This is a genomic window from Fibrobacter sp. UWR3 (assembly GCF_900143055.1).
Classification (GTDB): Bacteria; Fibrobacterota; Fibrobacteria; order Fibrobacterales; family Fibrobacteraceae; genus Fibrobacter.
Map to the genome: position 1 here is coordinate 1 of NZ_FRCW01000016.1, position 21,434 is coordinate 21,434.

General features: G+C 50.5%; 14 protein-coding genes. 9 read left to right on the forward strand and 5 right to left on the reverse strand.

Going from position 1 to position 21,434, the window contains the following annotated elements; genetic code table 11:
• The 6 genes from BUA44_RS14715 to BUA44_RS14740 form a co-directional block, all read left to right on the forward strand.
• Positions 1-1,306, forward strand: a 1,306-nt coding sequence (locus BUA44_RS14715; RefSeq protein WP_218587622.1) for a DNA cytosine methyltransferase, incomplete at its 5' end; no start/stop codon positions are given.
• Between the two features lie 4 nt (positions 1,307-1,310).
• Entirely contained in the window at positions 1,311-3,554 is a 2,244-nt protein-coding gene (locus tag BUA44_RS15150; protein ID WP_083579660.1) for a hypothetical protein, read from the forward strand.
• 9 nt (positions 3,555-3,563) lie between these two features.
• Positions 3,564-4,889: an LlaJI family restriction endonuclease gene (locus BUA44_RS14725; protein ID WP_178348810.1), complete on the forward strand. Its 1,326-nt coding sequence runs from the start codon at positions 3,564-3,566 to the stop codon at positions 4,887-4,889.
• Positions 4,890-5,013: 124 nt separating this feature from the next.
• The gene (der, locus tag BUA44_RS14730; protein WP_072813571.1) at positions 5,014-6,441 is read left to right on the forward strand and encodes a ribosome biogenesis GTPase Der; all 1,428 of its coding nucleotides are present in this window, start codon (positions 5,014-5,016) and stop codon (positions 6,439-6,441) included.
• Positions 6,389-7,024 carry a glycerol-3-phosphate 1-O-acyltransferase PlsY gene (gene plsY / locus BUA44_RS14735; RefSeq protein WP_178348811.1) on the forward strand — a complete coding sequence of 212 codons (636 nt, stop codon included), beginning with the start codon at positions 6,389-6,391 and terminating at the stop codon, positions 7,022-7,024. The genes der and plsY overlap by 53 nt, the downstream gene beginning before the upstream one ends.
• Positions 7,025-7,166: 142 nt before the next feature.
• Positions 7,167-8,198 (forward strand): NAD(P)H-dependent glycerol-3-phosphate dehydrogenase, encoded by a 1,032-nt coding sequence (locus BUA44_RS14740; protein ID WP_072813577.1) that lies wholly within the window; start codon positions 7,167-7,169, stop codon positions 8,196-8,198.
• A 4-nt stretch (positions 8,199-8,202) separates the two neighbouring features.
• Here the strand turns inward: BUA44_RS14740 and BUA44_RS14745 are convergent, their stop codons facing one another.
• The 3 genes from BUA44_RS14745 to BUA44_RS14755 all read right to left on the reverse strand — a co-directional run bounded on the left by BUA44_RS14745 (position 8,203) and on the right by BUA44_RS14755 (position 12,560).
• On the reverse strand, positions 8,203-9,483 hold the full coding sequence (locus BUA44_RS14745) for a hypothetical protein (RefSeq protein WP_072813579.1): 1,281 nt from the start codon (positions 9,481-9,483) through the stop codon (positions 8,203-8,205).
• 114 nt (positions 9,484-9,597) lie between these two features.
• Positions 9,598-11,496, reverse strand: coding sequence for a hypothetical protein (locus BUA44_RS14750; RefSeq protein WP_072813581.1), 1,899 nt, complete (start codon positions 11,494-11,496; stop codon positions 9,598-9,600).
• A 116-nt stretch (positions 11,497-11,612) separates the two neighbouring features.
• On the reverse strand, positions 11,613-12,560 hold the full coding sequence (locus BUA44_RS14755) for a lysylphosphatidylglycerol synthase transmembrane domain-containing protein (protein WP_072813583.1): 948 nt from the start codon (positions 12,558-12,560) through the stop codon (positions 11,613-11,615).
• A 63-nt stretch (positions 12,561-12,623) separates the two neighbouring features.
• On the opposite strand from BUA44_RS14755, the gene BUA44_RS14760 reads away from it, so the two are divergent.
• Both BUA44_RS14760 and BUA44_RS14765 read left to right on the forward strand, forming a co-directional pair.
• Positions 12,624-14,564, forward strand: coding sequence for a LamG-like jellyroll fold domain-containing protein (locus BUA44_RS14760; protein WP_072813625.1), 1,941 nt, complete (start codon positions 12,624-12,626; stop codon positions 14,562-14,564).
• 65 nt (positions 14,565-14,629) lie between these two features.
• Positions 14,630-15,604 (forward strand): glycosyltransferase family 2 protein, encoded by a 975-nt coding sequence (locus tag BUA44_RS14765; RefSeq protein WP_072813586.1) that lies wholly within the window; start codon positions 14,630-14,632, stop codon positions 15,602-15,604.
• Here the strand turns inward: BUA44_RS14765 and BUA44_RS14770 are convergent.
• Both BUA44_RS14770 and gmd read right to left on the reverse strand, forming a co-directional pair.
• A complete protein-coding gene (locus BUA44_RS14770) occupies positions 15,573-16,478 on the reverse strand; it encodes a GDP-mannose 4,6-dehydratase (protein ID WP_072813588.1) in 906 nt (301 codons plus the stop codon). The genes BUA44_RS14765 and BUA44_RS14770 overlap by 32 nt on opposite strands.
• Positions 16,478-17,497, reverse strand: a complete 1,020-nt coding sequence (gene gmd / locus BUA44_RS14775; RefSeq protein ID WP_072813590.1) for a GDP-mannose 4,6-dehydratase — start codon at positions 17,495-17,497, stop codon at positions 16,478-16,480. Before gmd ends, BUA44_RS14770 begins: the two co-directional genes overlap by 1 nt.
• A gap of 42 nt (positions 17,498-17,539) precedes the next feature.
• Here gmd and BUA44_RS14780 point away from each other — a divergent pair, with 42 nt between their 5' ends.
• Positions 17,540-21,433, forward strand: coding sequence for a DNA polymerase III subunit alpha (locus BUA44_RS14780; RefSeq protein WP_072813592.1), 3,894 nt, complete (start codon positions 17,540-17,542; stop codon positions 21,431-21,433).
• Position 21,434 lies beyond the last annotated feature (1 nt).

A 21,434-nucleotide genomic window follows, 5' to 3' on the forward strand; every position in this document is an offset into this window, starting at 1 on the left:
CCCGCCCTTTCTTTTGTCCGCACCCCGGCCAAGCGAATCGGCCAGAACCGCTCCCGCGAGAGTGAACTCGTTCACTTTCAACACGGAGCGAAAAGTGCCGACATCGAAGAAGCAAACGCAAAAGAAAATAAAAGTTCTGTCCTTATTTTCTGGATGTGGTGGATTAGACCTGGGTTTTCTAGGCGGGTTCTCTTTTTCTGGAAAGGATTATGAACGTCTTGATACCGATGTCGTTTTCGCAAATGATTTTGATCCTGATGCTGTCAACTGTTATAACAGCAATGCTTTGCTTGTGAAAGATTCTGCAAAATCAATATGCAAGGATGTTCGAGAAATTGAGGACGAAGAATTTCCCGACTTCGATGTCATGATCGCTGGATTTCCGTGCCAACCATTTTCCAATGCGGGGAACCGTAAAGGCGTAAACGATAAAAATGGCCGTGGTACATTGTTTGAGGAATGTGAACGAATCTTAAAGTATAAGATTTCTCAAAAGAAAAAGCCCAAAGCATTTTTATTCGAAAATGTTCGAGGAATCCTTTCGTCTAAAATGCCTGACGGAAAAACAACTGTGCCAAATGAAATTAAGGCTCGAATGGAAAAACTCGGTTATAACGTTTCGATGCAATTGGTTTGTGCGAGTGATTACGGAGTTCCGCAAAAAAGATACCGTGTATTAATTGTTGGTGTCGATAAGAAAATAGGCTCGTTTGATTTCGAAAAGATAAAAGAACTTGTCCAAAAAGAAAACATTCCGTCGGAATCTTTTGGCAAACAAGAAAAGTTACTTCTTGGTTCTATCTTGAAGGATGTCCCTAAAGAAGACTTTTGGGAATATACAAAAGCAACTCAAAATATGATTGAGAAAATCGGCCCTTGTGCACATGGTGCGAGAGCTTTGAAATATTTCAAAAAAGATTTTGAGTACGATAAGATGCCCGAAATTTATAAGGAAGGTAAATCTTGGAAGGATATTCCTCCAGAGGAATTGACGCCTCGCTTTAAGAAGATTTATGATGATCCCAAGAAGTACCATTCCCCAAAATTTTTCAGAAGATTTGCTTTTGGCGAAATCAACGGAACGATTACGGCTTCATCTCAGCCTGAAAACTGCGGTATAACTCACCCCATTGAAAATAGACGCTTTACTGTTCGCGAAATTGCCAGAATCCAATCATTTCCAGACAATTTTGATTTTAGCAAAATCCCCTTGCAATCAAGGTATAAAGTTATTGGGAATGCAGTTCCGCCGATACTCGGTTGGGTTGTCGCGAAAACATTGACTGAAATTATAAAGGAGGGATAAACTTATGTATTTGTCGAAAGAATCTATCGTCAATTTATTCTTCCAAATGAATTTTCTCTATTCGGGAGAAGACATTCAAAAACAGGGTGGAACACAATTTTTTAGCGAATTGAAATATTTTCTTGCGTTGGATGAATTTATCAAATCAGAGCAAAGACCTTGCGATACGAAAAATAAAAATGATAAACAGAAGTTTGTTGTCAATGTAGGTCATTTCGTTCAACTTTCAGATCCAAATACTAGTGAATCTTTGGATGCTAAAAACTTCTTTGATAGTTTTGGGCAGAATAAGGATTTTGATGTTGGAAGCAATTTCTTTAGTGCCGGAGCGGTAAACAAGTCTTTGACTTCGACTACGCCATTATCTTTTCCTTCAAGACATCCGCAATTACTTAAATGTGAAAATGGTGTAATTGACATTGCGGATGGAGCTTATCAGCGTTTCGCAAATGAGCAAGACTATCTTTATTATCAAGACAGAAAAAAGAAAACTATTCTTCCTAACAAGAAAGCGCTTCTCTTTTTCTGGTTGAACAGAAATACTGATTTTACAAGTAAAGATTCTCTCTTTAACGATTTCTTGAATAGCCTGCGCAAACGCTATTCTCCAAATATGATTAGCGCATTGAAATGGGATGAACAAGACGCTGTTTACATCAACATTGCAAGAAATTTAAGCACTTCAAATGATATATCTTTCGTGAAAAAAGAAGATTTAATATTTGATCAGAAGGATTCATATCAAAGAAAAAAATATTTTGAAACATGGTTATGCCTAAATTCATCAGGAGATGATGGTTTTAGAACGCTTTGTGTTGATGTTTGTGAACAATGGCTTGATAAAAAAATGCCAGGCAATCAAATTGGAAATTTGTTCCGTTATAAAGATTATGAATCATATAAGAGGGAACATATCCGAATAACAGCTTTGAAAGATTTTAGCTCTGTTAGTGATAATGACCAAAGTGGTAGACCTAGAACAGCAATAAATCATTATCTGAATTTTTTGAATAAAATGCCTCACACAAAAAAAGTAGATGATGACAATTTTGTCAAGTTACTAAAGCAGTTGGAACAGGAGATTGAGAAAAATCCAGAAAGAATAGATGCTTTGAAAAAACTTCTGCCTCTTGAAGAAAAAAAAGACAAAGATTCTTCTGGTACTCAATCATTGTTCTACTTCAATTTTACTCCATTCACCCCCACCCAAAAAATCTACTACGGTGTTCCGGGTTGTGGCAAGAGCCATACGATTACCACAATGCTGAAGGATGAAAAGGCTAAAACCCCGACATTCAGCGAAGAAAATCAAGTCGTCCGCACCACATTCCACCCCGAATACACCAACGCCGACTTTATCGGTCAAATCCTTCCCGAAGTTCATGAGGACCCTCAGGGAAAATCCGTTGTGGAGTACAAGTTCAAACCGGGACCTTTTGCAAAGATTTTGAAGCAGGCTTTGCACAATCCGAGCAGACCGTTCTACCTCGTTATTGAAGAAATCAACCGCGGAAATGCCGCAGCCATTTTTGGCGATGTATTCCAACTTCTGGACCGTCTGAAAAATGGAGATACATCAAAGGAACCTGTCGGGACAGATGGTTTCGAAAATCATTACGGAAAAGGCTGGAGCGAATATTTCGTCATGAATGCTGATGTCAACGCTTACATCCGTGACGCAAAAAGCGATGATGAACTCGATACAAAATCAATTGATGTTTCAGGAATCCATTTCTCGTCTAGCACGGGGCTGCGCCTCCCGCCAAACCTTTCCATCTACGCAACGATGAATACCAGCGACCAGAATGTGTTTACGCTCGATAACGCATTCCAGCGCCGTTGGGATATGGAACTCGTTCCGAACACCTGCATTTGGAGTGATGAAGACCATAAAAAGCAGGCGAAGTTGCAAATCGGCGATACGGATATTCGCTGGGAAACTTTCCGCAATGCTATAAATAGCGAAATCTCCGATGGAGACTTTTTCAATGCCGATGACAAGCAGTTGGGACTGTTCTTTATTGAAGCCGAAGGCGATAAAATCGATGGGAAAAAGTTTGCAAACAAGGTCTTGAAATACCTGTGGGCAGACGTTTTTAAGCGCGATACCGGAAAAATTTTCAAATCCGAAAACCTGAGCAAGGTAGTGGAAGATTTTACAGGTACAGATGCGTTCGACAAGGTGTTTGCCGATGAGTTTGTTCAATCATTGAAAAGCACCAACGATGAAATAAAGAACCACGAATAAATGAACGGAATGCGAATCACTGTCGCCGAAAAGGGTTCGGACTTTGTCGGTCTTAAAATCACGCTTGATGCCAGATGCGTGACGTTCCCTATGGGTTACTCGATTACATCGAGTGATAACGCCGACATCGCGCCAACCCTTCGTTCCGAAATTCTTTTGCTGATTCGAAAAATAAGCGATTGCGAAAAATTGCAGGGCGAACGGGTTTGCCGCATAAACACGAACGACCAGCGTCTCGATTTCCCTATTGGCAGCATCCTGTTCCTGATAGAAGACTTCCTTAATCGCGGTTCCTATTACACCGAAAAAGAAAAAATCATGGGCGATGGCCTGCCCGGGAAAATTTCCTGGAGCGGCACCATCAAAAGAATCAAGCCGATTGTTTCTGAACGCGGCATCGCGTTCCTTGATTTTATCGTCCACAAGAGTCGCATAAAGAACGACCGGCTTATTACGGAACTGCACAAGTATTGCGTTTACAAGTCATTTGAACTGTTGGGATTCCTCTATACGGTGGCGATGCCGGATCAAGGACTTATTAACGAAGCGGATATCAAGAAGAACAGGGCCTATTACGTCAGCTTTCTGGACTCAAAAATTTCGGAAACCCACCTAGAGCAGAACGCCGAACTTTTCGTCCACATGAAAAATGTCATCCAGAATTTCGACAGCGAAGACACGATAAGTTCTGCAACTTACGGGACAAATTCTTTCCATACGATCTGGGAAAGCATGGTTAACGACGTGTACGGAACCGTGAGCAAACCGGAAATGGAAAAATATTACCCTTGTTCTAAATGGAAAAGACCGAATGGCGATTGGCTAAAAAATAATGTTCCACTCCGGCCCGACACGATAATGATTGACGATAGCACAGGGGTTAAGCTTTGCTTTATTCTCGATTCTAAATACTATTCGTACGCTGCGATGAAAAATGACGGCGCAGATGTGTCCGAAGATAATTCGCAGGTTTCTGTCGCAGACCATGGCTCTATCCCTGGAACGGATTCCATACAGAAGCAAATCACTTACGCTGAATTTATAGACAAGTCACGAACACGACCTACGAATAAATGCCCGGAAAAATACAAGTTTGATCCAGACAAGATTTTCAACGTATTTATTTTACCGGGAAATGTGCCGGACGGCAACGGCATCAAATACATCGGTTACGCCGAAGCTGATTGGAACACCAAAGCTACCGAAGGCTACCGAAAAATCCACGGATTTCTTCTCGACACCAAAACCGTGATGCGAAAGCAAATTTCGTCATCAACCTCTAGGCGGATATTGATTGACTACATTTTAAGTGTCGTTCACGAACAGGGTGCTTGAACTGTATATTTGTACGAGTACATCGGCAAGGATATCTTCAAGAAATGTCCGTAGGGCTTGCTACACCGCCGAGCAGATTGCCTCGTTCTAATATCTAGCCGCCATTTTTCTATATTTACACACGATGAAATTACCAGTCGTGTGCATTATCGGACGCCCGAACGTGGGCAAGTCCTCGCTATTCAACCGCATCCTGGGCCGCAGGGCGGCAGTCGTCTCGGACCGTGACGGCGTTACGCGCGATAGGCATTACCAGACGGCGAACTACAAGGGCCACGAGTTCACGGTGGTCGATACGGGCGGATTCTTGCCCGACGATTCCATCGACGTTTTGGCCGATAGCGTCCGTGCGCAGATTTTCAATGCGGTCGAGGAATCCGACCTCGTGCTCTTCATGGTGGATGTCCGCGTGGGCATTACCAAGCTCGACCAGCAGTTTGCGCGCCTTATCCGCAAGCTCGATAAGAAGGTGATTCTTGTGGCGAACAAGAGCGAGCAGCAGGGCGACCGCCAGGAAAGTTACGAGTTTCTCAAGCTCGGTTTTGGCCAGCCCCGCACCATCAGTGCGCTTACGGGCTATGCCTGCCTCTCGCTCCTCGACGAGGTCGTCTCGATTCTCCCGACGCCGGTGCGTGGCGAACGCAAGGAAGAACGCCCCATCCGTTTCGCGATTCTTGGCCGCCCGAACGCGGGCAAGAGCACGCTGTTGAACCGCCTGCTGAACGAAGACCGCGCAGTGGTTTCCGACATTCCGGGTACGACCCGCGATTCCATCGACTGCGACTTCATTGTCGATGGCCAGAAGTTCGTGGTAACCGACACGGCGGGCCTCCGCAAGAAGGCGAAGGTCGAGGACGAAGTCGAAATTTTCAGCAACATGCGCACGCTCGAAAGCATCCGCCGCTCCGACCTCTCGGTACTGATGGTCGATTGCACCCGCGGGCTCGAGGTGCAGGACTTCCGCATCATTACCGAAATCCGCAAGGCGGGCAAGGGCCTGGTGCTCGTGCTCAACAAGTGGGATATCTACCCGGACAAGACGGAAAAGTCCTTCGACCACATGGTGAAGGAGATGCTCGAACGCGAACCGATGCTCGAGTACGTGCCGATTATTTCTGCAAGCGCCAAGGAAGGCCAGCGCGTGAACCGCATTGTGCAGGCCATCCAGACGGTGTATGCCAACTGCCGCCGCGTGCTGGGCCGTGACCGTGTCGCCGAAAGTTTTGCGAACTTCTTGCAGGAGAAGGCGCCCCCGAGCCACAACGCCCGCGTGGTGTCGCTTACCCGCGCATGCCAGATTATGGTGGAGCCGCCCGTCATCGCAATCGAGACGCGCACGCCCGAGCTGGTGGATGAGTCGTACAAGCGCTACCTGCTCAAGAAGTTTTACGAGGAATTCCAGTTGCAGGGTGCCCCCTTGCGCCTGAATTTCGACCAGAAGTTAACCCTCAGAAAGGATGAAGAACTTGAACAGTTTACTGAGTCTTCCAATAGCGTACTTGCTGGGGTCAATCCCCAGCGCCATATGGATCGCAAAACTCGCGAAAGGTAAGAACTTCGACATTAGGGATTACGGCTCCAAGAATGCGGGCCTCACCAATACGTTCCGCGTGCTCGGCTGGAAGCCGGCGCTCCCCGTGGTATTCATGGACTTGCTCAAGGGCTTCTTCGGCCCGTGGATTGCCATGAGGTTGTGCGAAATGCAGGTGGCCGCCGGCGGTGCCGATTATTCGCACTGGGTTCCGCTTGTCGCGGGTATCCTCGTGATTCTTGGCCACAGCTTCACCTGCTTCGCGGGTTTCCGCGGTGGCAAGGGCGTGCTTGCGGCGCTCGGCGTGTTCCTCGCGCTCTGCCCGATTACGGCCCTCTCGGCTTTTGGCGTGTGGATTGTCCTCACGGCTTCAACCAAGTACGTTTCGGTAGGTAGCATCGGCGCATGCGTCGCGCTCGGCGTTTTTGCCGTGATGGGGTACCTCAAGTTGCCCTTCCCGCCCGACGATATCAACCTCGGGCTCATGATTACCTGCCTTTTGGTGGCGGTTTTCGTGATTGTGAAGCACAAATCGAACATCAAGCGCCTTTTGAACGGCACCGAGAACGGTTTTGGCAGCAAGCGCAAGACTCCGAAGGCATAAATATTGTAGATTGTTATAAGAATGATTGTCAGTGTCATTCTGAGCGCAGCGAAGCGGAGTCGAAGAATCTAAAAAGACCCATTCGACTTCGCCACGAAGTGGCTTCGCTCAGGGTGACACGCAAGAGATTAGGAAAGATAATATGAAGGTTACAGTTTTAGGTACTGGTGGTTGGGGCCTGACTCTCGGTCAGGTGGTCTATGAAAACAAGTGCGAAGTTTCGTTCTGGACAAACTCGCAGGCCGAAGTCGATCTGCTTTCGACGGAACATCAGTACAAGGACAAACTCCCTGGCGTAATCTTCCCGGCGGATTTCAAGTATACGACCGACATGAATGCGGCCCTCGACGGCTGTGACATGGTGCTTATCGTGGTGCCGAGCCAGTTTATGGGCGGTGTCGCGAAGAACTTGGGCAAGTGGACTCCGGCGAAGGGCAAGGAACCTATCGTTGTCTGCGCCACCAAGGGCATTCTTGAAGGCACGAACCAGCTGATGAGCGAAGTGCTGCTCTCGAACGTGCCGTGGCTCACCGACGACAAGATGGTCGCCTTCAGCGGGCCTTCGCATGCCGAAGAAGTTAGCCGCCATATCCTTACCGCGATTGTGGCCGCCTGCGTGAACGAGGAATCCGCGAAGCTCGTGCAGAAGGTGATGAGCTGTTCTTACCTGCGCGTTTACAGTTCTACCGACATCGTGGGCGTGGAACTCTGCGGTTCTGTGAAGAACGTGATTGCAATTGCCTCTGGCGTGCTCTACGGGCTCGAGGCGAGCGGCAAGTACAAGATTGGCGACAATACGCGTGCAGCCCTCCTTACCCGTGGTCAGGCCGAAATGTGCCGCCTGGGCAAGGCTCTCGGTGCAAAGTCCGAAACGTTTGCGGGCCTCGCCGGCATGGGCGACCTTATCGTGACCTGCCTCTCGCAGCACAGCCGCAACCGCTATGTGGGTGAACACATCGGGCGTGGCGAAACCATCGAGCAGGTGCTTGCCGGCATGAAGATGGTGGCCGAAGGCGTGCCCACCTGCAAGAGCACCAAGGCTCTCGCCGACAAGCTCGGTGTCGAGATGCCCATCGTGAATTCCGTGCATGCGCTCCTCTTCGAAGGCAAGAAGGTCGACGATGTCATCAAGGACATGTGGGGCCGCGAGCTCAAGGAAGAAGTCTGGGGCTAAACCCCTAGAAACGGATTGATGCGCCGAAGTGGGCGGCAAACCCGTTTCGGAAAATTCCGCCGGATTCAAGTCCGGCGTTTTTGTTTTTGTCAGATGGAGTTTCCGTGCGCTCGGTATAATCCGTCTTGAGCGGGACGATTTGCGTCGCGCTGGCGAAAAGCGAGAGGTTGCGGAGAATTCCCTGGGTTTCGCGCTCCAGCGTAATCCCGAGCCCGGCGATGAGCCCGTAGCTCTCGAGCATCCACGACCAGGAATCGTCCTTTGCCTTGTATCCTATGAACGATGTCGTCGAGGATGTCCTGTCGACTTCAATTTCGTCGTAGGTGTAGTATCCGTGCAGGTCGATGCGCGGGGAAACCTTCGTGTGCGCCGTGATATTGAATTGCGGGTTAAAGTGCCCTCCCAGCATAACGGCAGAAAGGTCGATGTCTGCATCCACCAGGTAGTTCTTCTGCAAGAACGAGAACGAAAGCGTCTGCATGATGGACACGGGCAGCAGGCGGTTCGGGGCGAACGTCTCGAAGAATCGCTTTTTGTTCCGCTCCATGTGCACGTCTGCCTTGATGCCGCGCGCATCGAGCCCGAAGGTTTCCTTTTCCCACTGGACACTGCCGTAATGCAGGCTTACATCTAGCGGGACGAACATGAAACGCTTGGTGCTGTTGTCGCGCCAGGTGTTCCCGAAAATGTTCACGTCGGCAGAAGCTCCCGCATAGTAGAAATCGAGTTTGCTCGTTTCAAAATGGTGCGCATATCGAGCATCCCACAGCCAGATGCGCGAGGAATCCTTGATAAAGTATTCCTGCTTTGCGTTGTACGGAGTCGTGCCGATGCGCTGCAGGCCTGCCGCAAGTTCGTTGCCTGCAAACCTTGCTCCGGCTGTAAATCCCTTGCGCAGGTATTGCGAATTCCAGTCGCCTTCGATAAGGTGGACCTCGTCGTTTTCGTTTTCGGATTCCCAGCGGATGGTCGCAAGTTCCGGATTCCCGCGCTCGACAAGTGCTGCCGCATACAGCGAAGAATCTGCAGTGTGTATGGAGACGCTTGATTTTAGCGTCGGCATGCTACTTGCCTCTACGGAAAAAGTAATGTTCCTGAAGTCGGCCTGGATTCCCGCTGAACCGACCATGCGGTTGCTGTTTAAAGAAAGTTCCCAGCCGTCTTTCCAGAGCCCGTCTATGCGGTAATGCGAAAACGAGGCGAAAGCGGAATAATTGTTGACTTGTGCCGTGTCTGCTACGTGGCAGAAAGTGCCGTTCAGTTCTTTCGTGTCGGAATCCAGCAAAAAAAGCCCGCCACAATGGGCGAGGCCTTTTGTTTCACCATACGCCAATGGCGTTGCAAGGAGACTTGTCAAGCCTATGGCGTATAGCGATTTAAAGATAGCAGTCACTGCTGATTAATCGATGACGATTTCGTTTTCTTCTTCGTCCCAGTCTTCTTCATCTTCGTAGTATTCGTCGAAGTCGTCGTCGATAGCGGCCCTGATGAATTCATCCCAGAAGAAGTCGACTGTCATGTCGGGGAAGATGCCGCCGAATGTGACATCGGGGAAGATGATGAGCTTGCGGAGGTCTTCGAAGGTGTATAGTTCAATTTCGGAATCGACCATCTTGCCGTTGAGGAGGCCCTGGATAGTTTCGGTCTTGTTGCCGTCCTTGTCGGTAAAGTAACCGAAGTTGGGGACCTCGTTCTCGTAGAAGGCGACGGCGTACTTGATGGTGCCCTTGTCGTCCTTGCACATTCCTGCGGGGAGCGTCACATCGGGAATCTTCCATTCGGTTTTTGTTATGGGCTCGTCGCTATTAATCATGGCCCATGGGTCACCTTCCGCGTAGCTGTTGACGACGAACTTGATCTTGCAACCGTCAGCAACGTAGCCGATTTCTGCCTTGATGCGTTCAGGTTCGTAGACATCCATGAAGATTGTTCCCGAGGTCTCGTCGTCATCCCATCCGGAGACTTGGTTGCTCTCTATGTCGGGATTGAACTTGTAGTATTCCTGAGCTATGTAACCCTGCATGTATCTCTGGGCGTAAGCATTGCCTTCCAAGTCTTCGGACCAATAGAAACCGCCGTCCGGGTTCACCCATTCGGACTTGTCGTTCACCACGTGGTACGGCAAGAACTTCTGGATGCCGTCGGTATTCTCGAACCACTTGTAGGGTACGAACTTGATGGTCTTGTCTTTGGCGTAGGGAAGGTCGAATCCGGTACGGAGCTGCGTCTTGATGGTGCTCAGGGAATCGATGATTTTCTGGGCATCGGCGGTACTCAGGTCGGCTTCTTCGTCATCCCCCACGATGTAGAGGTCGTTCTCCTGGGTCTTGAGGCCGTTCTTTGCTTCTTCGAGCCCGTACTGCAGGCCGAACTGCACGTAGTTAATCGCGCTGTCGATCATGTTCGGGATGTTCTTGTATTCGCTTTTCCAGGAATCATGGATGCTTGTAAACTTGCTCTCTTTCCCGATAAACTTGAACAGGTGCTCGAAACCATGGTTGTCGTAGTAGTTAACCTTGGCATCTAACTCCATAAGGGAGTCAATCCAGTCGTATTTGCCGTTCTCGTCGATGTTGAGGTTGAGGCTCACAACTGCGGTGAGTGTCGCTTTGGCGGCGTACAGTGCGGCTAGTACCGGTGCGAATTCACCGCGGTCTAGCTCAACGTTGCGCTCGTCGATGTTGTAGGTGCAGGTGAACGCGTCGTCGTTAGCGATATTCGTCATGTAGCTGATGGCGGAATCCAGCGACGGGATGGCGGTAGCGATGGCGGCCTGCGCATCGCTCACCAAGATGCCGCGGAGTTCGTCGGTGGAATGGAAGGCTAGGTTGAAGGAAACCTCGGAAGAACCCCTCATGTCGCGCGAAAAGAGCGCTGCACCGGGTTTACCCGTGCGGGCGAGCAGCGTGTCGATCAGGTTGTTGATTTTCTTGTTGTTCGCGATATCCGAGATGATGGATGCCGTGTAGGCGAGCTGCGCTTCGCAGTTGCCGGGATATTTTTTGAGGATTGCCTCGACGGAGGACTTTGTTGCGGCGCTCATTTCTTGCGCCTTGTTCAGGTCGCCATCCCCGAAGGTGGAATAGACGTCGGTGAGGTCGCTCTTGATTTTCTCGATTTGTGCCTTGTCGCCTTCGTCCGTAATTTCTTGGCAGCCGGCAGTGACTTCGACCTTGGTCTCGATGGGGTCGCTGGAAATTTCCTTGCTTTCGGGACTGCTGCTGGTATCGTCGCCGCATCCGGCGAGGATTGATAGGCAGCCAAGAGTAAGGATTGAGAGTAATTTGACTTTGTTCATAAAAAAAGGTTCTCCTTGTTTCCATGAAAATATAAAAAAAGAATAGAATGTGCCACTATTTTTTTATGTGACGTAAAAAATTGCCGATTGACGGCGCGTTCAAGGCGATAAAAAGGTTACTTACGGATTTTTAGGAGCACGATTGCTCCCTGGGCTGCCTGGAATAGTAGTGGCAGGTAACTGAGCAGGGTGGATGCAAGTACTACGTCGGCAGGGATTCCGAGAAGCCCCGTGTAAAGGCTGACCTGCACGTTCTCGCGGATACCGATTCCGTTTATGGATATCGGGAGCATGGTAAATGTAACCATGATGGTGGTGAATACCGTTATGACGGCGATATTGACATCAATTCCTACGGCACGGAAGTAGGCGTAGTGGATAATGATGGTCACAATCTGCAACCATACGGAATCCAGTCCCGATAACCAGAACGCCTTCGGGTGGCTCCGGTAGATGGCGAAAGCCTGTTGCAACTTCAGCAGGAACGGAACTTTTTGAACAAGTTTGTCTGGAATCTTGATTTTATCCAGAAATAGGCTCCCGACAATGATAACCAGGGCTAATATGGCAACTGCGCTTACGGTGATGGTGTAATGGGCTGGAACCTGGTAGCGAATCAAGACGAACGGGATTGCGATGAAAAAACTGAGGAACATCGCGATAAGCCCCATGACACGTGATATCGCAATTGCCGCAACGGAGTTTGCCGTGTTCCCGAATTTGCGCCCGAATGCGACCGTCTTGACGGCATCTCCACCGAAACCGCTGGGGAGCAGGTTGTTGAAAAAGTAACCTAGCGCAATGTAGGCGTAAAAAGTGCGAAATTTGACTTTTTTCCCGTCCTCGAGCAATAAACCGCGCCAGCGGTTTGCCTGGATAGCCATGAGAACGACGGTTAAGAACAAAATAAAGAGCAACCAGGGGAGAGCCGACGGCTTCCAGTTCGAAATGGCGTCAAAAAACGGGATTTTGTTCAGAATATATGCCAATCCCCCGACGGTAACGATGACTTTTATCGCCGTAAAAAGCATTTTTGTCGTTTTTTTTCGATTGTCGGGTTGCATAAGCCTAATATAAAATATTATATTCAGTTGTAGGATTTTCCCGTGAAGGGAAAGGAGGAAATAATGAAAAAATGGATTATGGTTCCTGCCGTGGCTTCGATGGCGATGGTTGGAATGTTCGGATGTTCGTCGGATTCGACGGACTCTAAATCTCCGGTTGCAATAGAGGGCGTAGAAGGGGCATCCGGCGAGATTGCTCTTGTGAGTGCTTCGGATGCGAAGGCTCACATGGCTATGTTCAGGCGCTCTGTTGTGGATTCCTGGCAGTTTGAATCTGCTGAATCCGATAGCGCCTCTACGGGAGTTGATTCTGTCCTGCAGAATTCGAATTTCGCAGTTGATGCTGATGTGACGGTCGAAGACGATTCTGTCTATACGGTTGCTTCTGCCGGTGTCGATGGCAAGGGCTTTGCCTGGATGGTCCAGGTTGAAAACGGTGCCGTCGTTTATTCCTGGCGCGAAAATGCCGAAAGCGAATGGCAGAAGTTCAAGACCGAAAAGCGCATTGAAAAACTCGAAAAGAACAATGTCCGCGTCGAACTTGCGGGTAAGGTCGTTGTCATTTTTGTGAACGGCAAAATCGAAGGCGCCTTCCGCAACGAAAAGTTCGGCTCCTTCACGATGGAAGGCTTGTTCACGGTTGGTTTCGACAAATTCGATATGGGGAAGTGCCATTGCCATAACGGCCATGTGGAACAGGTCGATGTGGAAACGGTCAACGAGATCGAGGATACCCCGATTGATTCTATCGAAGTGGTTGAACCGGTTGAAACGCCTATTGATACTATCGCCGGCGGGAGCGACCCTGTTCCCGAGACGGTTTGGATTGCCGAATGGGACTTCAATGATGCCGAGAATGTCGGCCTCGACGTGACTGGTAACGGCCACAACGCGACCATCGGTGAAGGTTCGGTGGCTTCCACAGATGGAATTGCCGCTTTTGACGGCAAGTCTGGCTTTACCGTGGCCTTGGCTGACGATATCAAGATTAACGAGTTTGTTGTCGAGGCTCGCGTGAAGCCGACTCAGTTCGGTACCATGCAGAACATCATTGTGGCCGAGCCCCCCGGACGTGGTGTGGATGGCTGGCAGCTTCGCATTGACGAGGGTGTGCTGACGGTTCACCTGCGTGATGACGATCTCAACGGTGACGACTGGAATATCTTCCCGGGCAAGCGTATGACTCTTGGCGAATGGAATGTCATTCGTATGGAACGCAGTGCCGATAGTGTCAAGCTTTTCCAGAATGGCGAACTTACCGTTGCTGCCGCCTATACGGGTGATCTGACTCAGATGCGCTACAACTGGAGCATCGGTTTCGATGGTATGCAGCAGGCTTTCCACAACCGCTACTTCATCGGCGAAATGGACTATGTCCGCTTTGGAGCCTTTAACGGCTTTAGCGCAGGCGTGTTGCCGGTGAAGTCCAAGAGGCTTCTTGTGGCTTGGGAATTCAATGAACCTACGTTTATTGGCCTTGACCGCATGGCAAACAACTCTACGCACGATTTGGTGGGTAGCCCGAAGGTTGCCGATACGACGGTTGCGCTTGATGGCAGGTCTGGCTTGGAAGTTGGCCTCTCGAAGGTATTCCAGCGCAATACGTTTGCGATTGAAACCCGCGTAAAGCCGACCCAGTTTGGTGAAATGCAGAATATCATTGTTGCCGAGCCTCCTGGACGCTATGGCGACGGTTGGATTGTCCGCCTCGACAATGGCGTGCTGACGGTGCATTTCCGCGACGAGGATACTGACGGCATTACCTGGAATATTCTCAAGGGCGAAAAGCTTGCCCTGGATGAATGGACCGACATTCGCGTGGAACGTGGTGCCGAATCCATCAAGGTGTTCCAGAATGGCGAACTGACGGCTGAAGCTGAGACGACGGGTGATATCTCGCAGCTCGGTTACGACATCGGTATCGGTTTCGATGCCATGAGGCAGGCCAAGCACGACCGCTTCTTTGAGGGTGAAATCGACTTCATCCGCTACTACGGGCTGTAATACCTTGTTAGACGTTTAATCTATATTTGAAGGGACCTGTTGGTCCCTTTCCTTTTTGGGTGAATATGAAAATCGACGTAGGTATTATCAACTATAATGGTGGCACGGAACTTCTGGAATGTGTAAGGAGCTTGCTTGCGCAATCTGAACCTGTGCGTGTGCTTGTTTTTGATAATGCTTCTGCGGACGATTCCATACGTATTTTGAAGGAACAAAACTTAGACTGCACCGTAATTGAATGCCCCAAGAATCTTGGATATGCGGGAGCCTGTAATGGACTGCTCGAAAAGATGAATGCCGACATTCAGGTGCTTTGCAATATGGACCTGGAATTCGACCCGGCTTGGGCAAAAAACTTGCTTGCGTGTTTTGAACGCCATCCGGAAGCGGGCTCGGTTGCAAGCCTCGTGATGGAAAAGAGCGGGGTAGTGAATGCGGTCGGCGTGCAGTTCGGCGCGGACCTTTTCGCAAAAAACGAAGCAAGCGGGTTGAATATTTCCGAAGCCGATGTGCGCGAGAAGGATGTGTTCGGATGCTATGGTGCGGTAATGAGTTTCCGTAAGGCGGCTGCCGAGGCTGCCGGCAAGATGGATGCGAGTTACTTCTTGTTCTTTGAGGAAACGGAATGGTATTTCCGCCATAACCTCGCGGGGTACAGGACGGTCTTTTGCCCCGAGGCAAAGGTCTATCATGAACGCTCGATGACGACGGTGCGCTATTCCCCGCGCAAGCTGTTCTATTCCGAGAGGAACCGCCTGCGTACTGCGATTCGCTTGCTGCCATTTGCAGATATTGTGAAGTTGCCGTTCCGCGGGTTCGTGCGTTACCTGAACATGGCGAAGGGCGGCGTTCCCGGGCAATCGGGTGACGGGAAAAAACTCTCGAAGGCTGCCATTTGCGGTGCGTTGCTGAAGGCCTGGTTGCAGGCATTGGCAATGCTCCCGCAGGAACTTTGTATTCGCAGGAAATACCGCAAACAGTTCGGCGATGTCGGCGCGAAGGTGCGCGCTATTCTTGAGATGTACCCGATTCGGCCCTGAAGTGGTCGAACATCTTCTTGAGCGTCACGCGGATGTCGGTGCCCTTCCAGTACTTTTTCACGCGGGAGTTGTCTGCGCAGAGGTATGGTGTTTCTACTGGACGAACCTTCTCGGGATCCACGACGATTTCGATTTCGACGGGCGTGAATTTTAGAATCACGTTTTTGAGCAGGTCCTCGATTTTATTCGCGATGCCGGAACCCACGTTGTAGATATCGAACTCGTTCTCGTTCTCGAGCAGCATGCGGTAGACATGCACGACGTCTTCCACATCGGAGAAATCGCGCCAGGCGCTCAGGTTGCCCACGAGAATCTTGCCGGGCTTGCCCGACTTGTCGATTGCGGCGACCTGCTTCACGAAACTCGGGAGCGCAAACGTAGTTGTCTGCCCGACTCCAGTGTGGTTGAACGAACGTGTGCACACTATTTTCATGCCGTATTTCTTGCGGTAGAGCTGTGCGAAGTTTTCTTGCGCAATCTTCGAGATGCCGTAGGGGTTGCTCGCTTCGAGTGGGTCCGTTTCCTTGAGCGGGGATCTGCCTTCGGGAATGGCGTATTCCTCGGCGCTCCCGATTAAAAGAGTCTTTGCCTGCGGAGCATGCTTGCGGATTGCTTCCAGCAGGTTGAGCGTTCCGTTCACGTTCACGCTGATAGTGGCGGCAGGATTTTTCCACGAAGCCCCTACCGAACTGATGGCTGCGAGATTCACGACGGCGTCGGGCTTGGCGCTTTCAATAAGTGCTTCCACCTGGCCTGCGTTCTGCAGGTTCACTTCGGGAAGGTCCACCTTTACGGTGGAATGCCCTGCGGATTCAAGTTCGCGGGCTAAGTACCTGCCGACGAATCCCGATGCCCCGACGATGACGACCTTCATCAAATCTTTCCTTCGGCAAGGAGCTTGATGTCGCTATCCACCATGCGCTTGACCAACTGCTCGTAGCTGATTTCGGGTTTCCAGCCGAGAACCTTCTTTGCCTTGCTTGCATCACCGATAAGTAGGTCTACTTCGGCAGGGCGGAAGAATTGCGGGTTCACCTTCACGACAACCTTGTCGGTGCCCTTAAGTGTGGCGTATTCGTTTTCGCCTTCGCCGTGAAACTCAATTTCCATTCCGGCAGCCTTGAATGCGAGTTGTACAAATTCGCGAACCTTGTGGGTTACGCCTGTGGCGACTACATAATCGTCGGCCTGTTCCTGTTGAAGCATGAGCCACATGGCGCGTACGTAGTCGGCGCTATGGCCCCAGTCGCGGCTAGCATCCATGTTGCCTAGTTCGAGCACGTCTTGTTTGCCGGCCTTGATCTTTGCGACGGCGATGGTAATCTTGCGGGTTACGAATTCGGCACCGCGGCGTTCGGATTCGTGGTTGAAGAGGATGCCGGAGCAGGCAAACATGCCGTAACTTTCGCGGTAGTTCTTGATAATCCAGTGCCCGTAGAGTTTGGAAACCCCGTAGGGGCTGCGCGGGTAGAACGGTGTCGTTTCGTTTTGCGGAACGGCCTGCACTTTACCGAACATTTCGCTGGTGGATGCTTGGTATACGCGCGTGTCAGGCTTGCAGAGGCGAACCGCTTCCAGGAGTTTGGTGACGCCGATGGCGTTGATGTCGGCGGTAGAGAGCGGCGTTTCCCACGATGTAGTCACGAACGATTGAGCGGCAAGATTGTAAATCTCGTCGGGTTTCGCGATTTCCATGGCGCGCAGGAGCGATGCGGAATCGGTCATGTCACCAAAAATGAATGTAACCTTGCCCTTGAGGTGCTCGGCGTTGTTAAAGTCGAGCTTGCTCTTGCGGCGGACAAGTCCGTAAACTTCGTAACCCTTCTCGAGAAGGAATTCAGCCAGGTACGAACCGTCCTGACCGGTAATGCCTGTAATAAGTGCGCGTTTCATATGGTTAAATATAAATAAATATGAAATTACTAAATTGCGGGTATGGCTTTTGTTCATTTGCAAGTTCATTCCGAATTTTCCGTATTGAAGTCTTCTGCTCGCCTTGATGGCATTTTGGCTGCGGCCGCAGCCGAAAATGCCCCCGCCGTAGCCCTTACAGACCACGGCGCCATGTTCGGCATTCTTGAAATACAGACGCGCGGGAAGGACATGAACAAGGCTCGCAAGGAGAAGGGCCTCCCTCCGGTAAAGACTATTTACGGCTGCCACGTGTACGTGGATTCCCCGAGTGCAAGTGCGAAGGACCCGACCACTTATGAACGCCTGACCCTGCTTGTCGAAAACGAGAAGGGTTATTACAACCTGCTCCGTATTGTGAGCTACCGCTATGAGGAAAGCGACCGCTGGGCGGAAATTCCCTCGGTCCCGCTGGATGTAGTGAACCAGCACAAGGAAGGTCTGATTGCCATTGCGGGCGATTACTTTAGCCGTTATGGACAGAACGTGACATCGGGTCGCGAAGCCCAGGCTCGCGAGTACATGGACAATCTTGACAAGATTTTTGACCGCGACCATCTTTACTTATCCGTATGCGATAACGGAATCCAGCAACAGCGAGGTGTGAATGAATTCAATGTGAAGTTGGCGCAGGAGATGGGCCGCGAAGTTGTGGCGGTTGCCGACGTGCACTACATAAAGCCTGAAGATTCTACTGCACACAAGGTGTTGCGTTGCATCTCGTTAAAGACGACCCTCAACGATTTCACCGATTCACGCTTCCCGACGGACCAGTTCTATTTCCGTTCCGAAGAAGAAATGGTCAAACTTTTTGGGCATATCCCGGGCGCTATCGAGAATACGGTCAAGATTGCTGAGCGTTGCAACTTTACTGTCAAAACCGGTATTGGCGATGAGTTCTGGCCCAGGTTCAAGATACCGGAAGATTTCCTTGCGTCCGAGGAATACCAAAATATTAAAGCAATCATGAAGGCCGAATACGATGCGGAGTACCCGGAAATTCATGAACGTGAACGGTTGGGGATAATCAAGGATAAGGCGAAAAAATTGATAGCCGCCTATTGCGCCGAGAAGGGCGTTGACGAGAAATCCTTGACCGATGAGGAAAAGGCCGAATTCCAGAACCAGGCTTCGCAGGAACCCTTTACCGACGAAGACAACAAGGCTTGGGAAAAGAATACACACCGCTGGTGTAAACCGGGTGGCGACGCCGATATCTACATCACGCACCTGTGTAACGAACGCCTCAAATGGCGATTCCCCGACGAAGACTTCAAGTTCCCCGCGCGCGAGACCGATGTGGCCAAGCGCATGTACAAGGAATTGAACTGTATCCGCAATATGAACGTGGCGGGCTACCTGCTTATTGTGTGGGACTTCATCAACTGGTCGCGTGATAACGGAATTCCCGTAGGCCCGGGACGTGGTTCCGCTGCAGGCTCGCTTGTTACCTACATCATCGGCATTACGGATATTGACCCGCTCAAGTTCGATTTGCTATTTGAACGATTCCTGAATCCGGAACGCGTGAGCATGCCTGATATCGATACGGACTTTGCGGATAGGGACCGCGGGCGCGTTATCCAGTACGTGACCGACAAGTATGGCTACGATTGCGTGGGACAGATTATTACCTACGGTATGCTCAAGTCGAAGGCGGTGATTACTGACGTTGCCCGCGTCTTGGGGCTCCCGCCTGCCGAGGCAAAGCAGATTACAAAACTGTTCCCGCAGAGAACGCTGAACTTTAGCCTTGAACAGGCCTGGACGGGAAAAAAGAAAAATAAGAAGGGGGGAGAGGATCCTCTTGAAGACGGCTATAGCTCGGAACCCCTGCAGGCGCTCGTCAACAGCCGCGCCAGTTACCAGAACCTCTGGGAAATTGCGAAAAAGTTGGAGGATTTACCGCGCCAGACGGGCGTGCATGCCTGTGGTGTGGTGATTACGCCGACTCCGATTTACAACCTGGCCCCGCTTTACCGTGCCGCCCCTGCCGATACGCCTGTGGTGATGTACGACAAGCACTACGCCGAAGACATCGGGCTTTTGAAGATGGACTTCCTTGGCCTGATTAACTTGTCCATCATTCAGGACACGGTGAGCATGGTCAAGAAAAACCGTGGGATAGACCTTGATATGGGCCATATTCCACTGGATGACAAGGAAACGTTTGACCTGCTCGGCAAGGGCATGACGACAACGGTGTTCCAGTTTGAATCTCCGGGTATGCAGAAATACCTGCGCGAACTGAAGCCGACGCGAATTTTTGACTTGATCGCTATGAACGCCCTGTATCGCCCGGGGCCTATCGACCAGATTCCGCACTTTATTGCACGTAAGAACGGCAGGGAAGAAATTGACTGCTATCACCCGGATTTGGAACAAGTTCTTGGTGAAACTTACGGCGTGATTGTGTACCAGGAACAGGTGATGAAACTTGCCCAGATTTTGGGCGGCTATACCCTGGGTGGCGCTGACAATATTCGCCGTATCATGGCGAAGAAGATGCCCGAAAAGATGGCGAAACTCGAACCGGAGTTCTTCAGGAAGTGTGAAGAACGTGGTTACGACCATGCGGTTATCGATAAGATTTGGAAGGCCGTGCTCCCGTTCTGCGGATACGCGTTCAACAAGAGCCATGCCGCAGCGTACGCCTACGTGGCTTACCAGACGGCATACCTCAAGGCTCATTACGGTGCAGAATACATGGCTGCATCGATGACCTCAAAAATGGGCAAGACCGAAGATATCGTGACGATTATTCAGGAAAGCAAGCGCCTCGGAATCAAGGTGCTGACTCCCGATATCAATACGTCGTACGGCGTGTTTACGGCGAATCCGGAAGGGCAGATTTTGTACGGGCTCGCGGGTATCCGCAACGTGGGCCTTGCCGTTGTCGAAGACGTTGTTGCCGAACGTGAAAAGCGCGGCCCCTACAAGGACATATTTGATTTTTGCAAGCGTGTCGCGGAATACCAGGGTTCGTTCAGCGAAAAGCATCCGCCTTTGAGCAAGAAGGTGCTGGAATGCCTTATCATGGCGGGTGCACTTGATTCGTTGCCGGGTAGCCGTGCTGCGTTAATGGCTACCGTTGACCGTGCCATCGAAGTGGCCGCCAAGCATCAGGAAGACAAGTCGATGGGGCAGATGTCCTTGTTTGACTTGGGGGGCGCTGGCGGTGCGGGATTGGAAAATACTGCAGAAGTCCTTGAAGAAGCGGAACCTTGGGGCGATATGGAAATGCTCGACAAGGAACGCAATGTGCTGGGCATGTGCCTCTCGGGGCATCCGCTGGATGAATTCCGCCCCGAACTGAAGGGATTTACGACTGTTTCGCTGAATTACGATGACCTGCGGAAAAAGGTCGGGTCGCGCGTTGCGGTCGGCGGCGTTGTCACGCAGATGCGCTCTATCGAGACAAAACGTGGCGATACGATTGGAATCGGCATGATGTGTGATTTCCATGGGGATGTGGAACTCTTCTTCAAGAAAGATGACTGGGAACGTTTCCGCGACAAGATTTCCGAAGGCGATCGCATTTTGGTGAAGGGTGAACTTGAATTCAAGCGTGACAAGGAGCGCAAGCCTACCGAGGAACTGCAGATTACTGTGGAAGAGGCGATTCAGTTCGACACCGTGCGCAAAAGCATGGTAAATTTTGTCCATATAAGCATGGAATCCGGAATGATAACGGAGGAATTCCTCCAGAAATTGGAAGAAGGCCTGGCCGGTTTTGAAGTCTTTGAAGAAACAGAGCACGGGTGCCGCCTGGTATGCCATGTGGAAACGCCATCGGGTTTTGAACACATAATAAAGTTGAACAAGTACAAGGTCTACTATACGGTGGAACTGCTGAATTGGCTCCGCCAAGATATGGGACTCACGAAGATTTGGGCATCTCCGAAAGAGAATCGGTAAA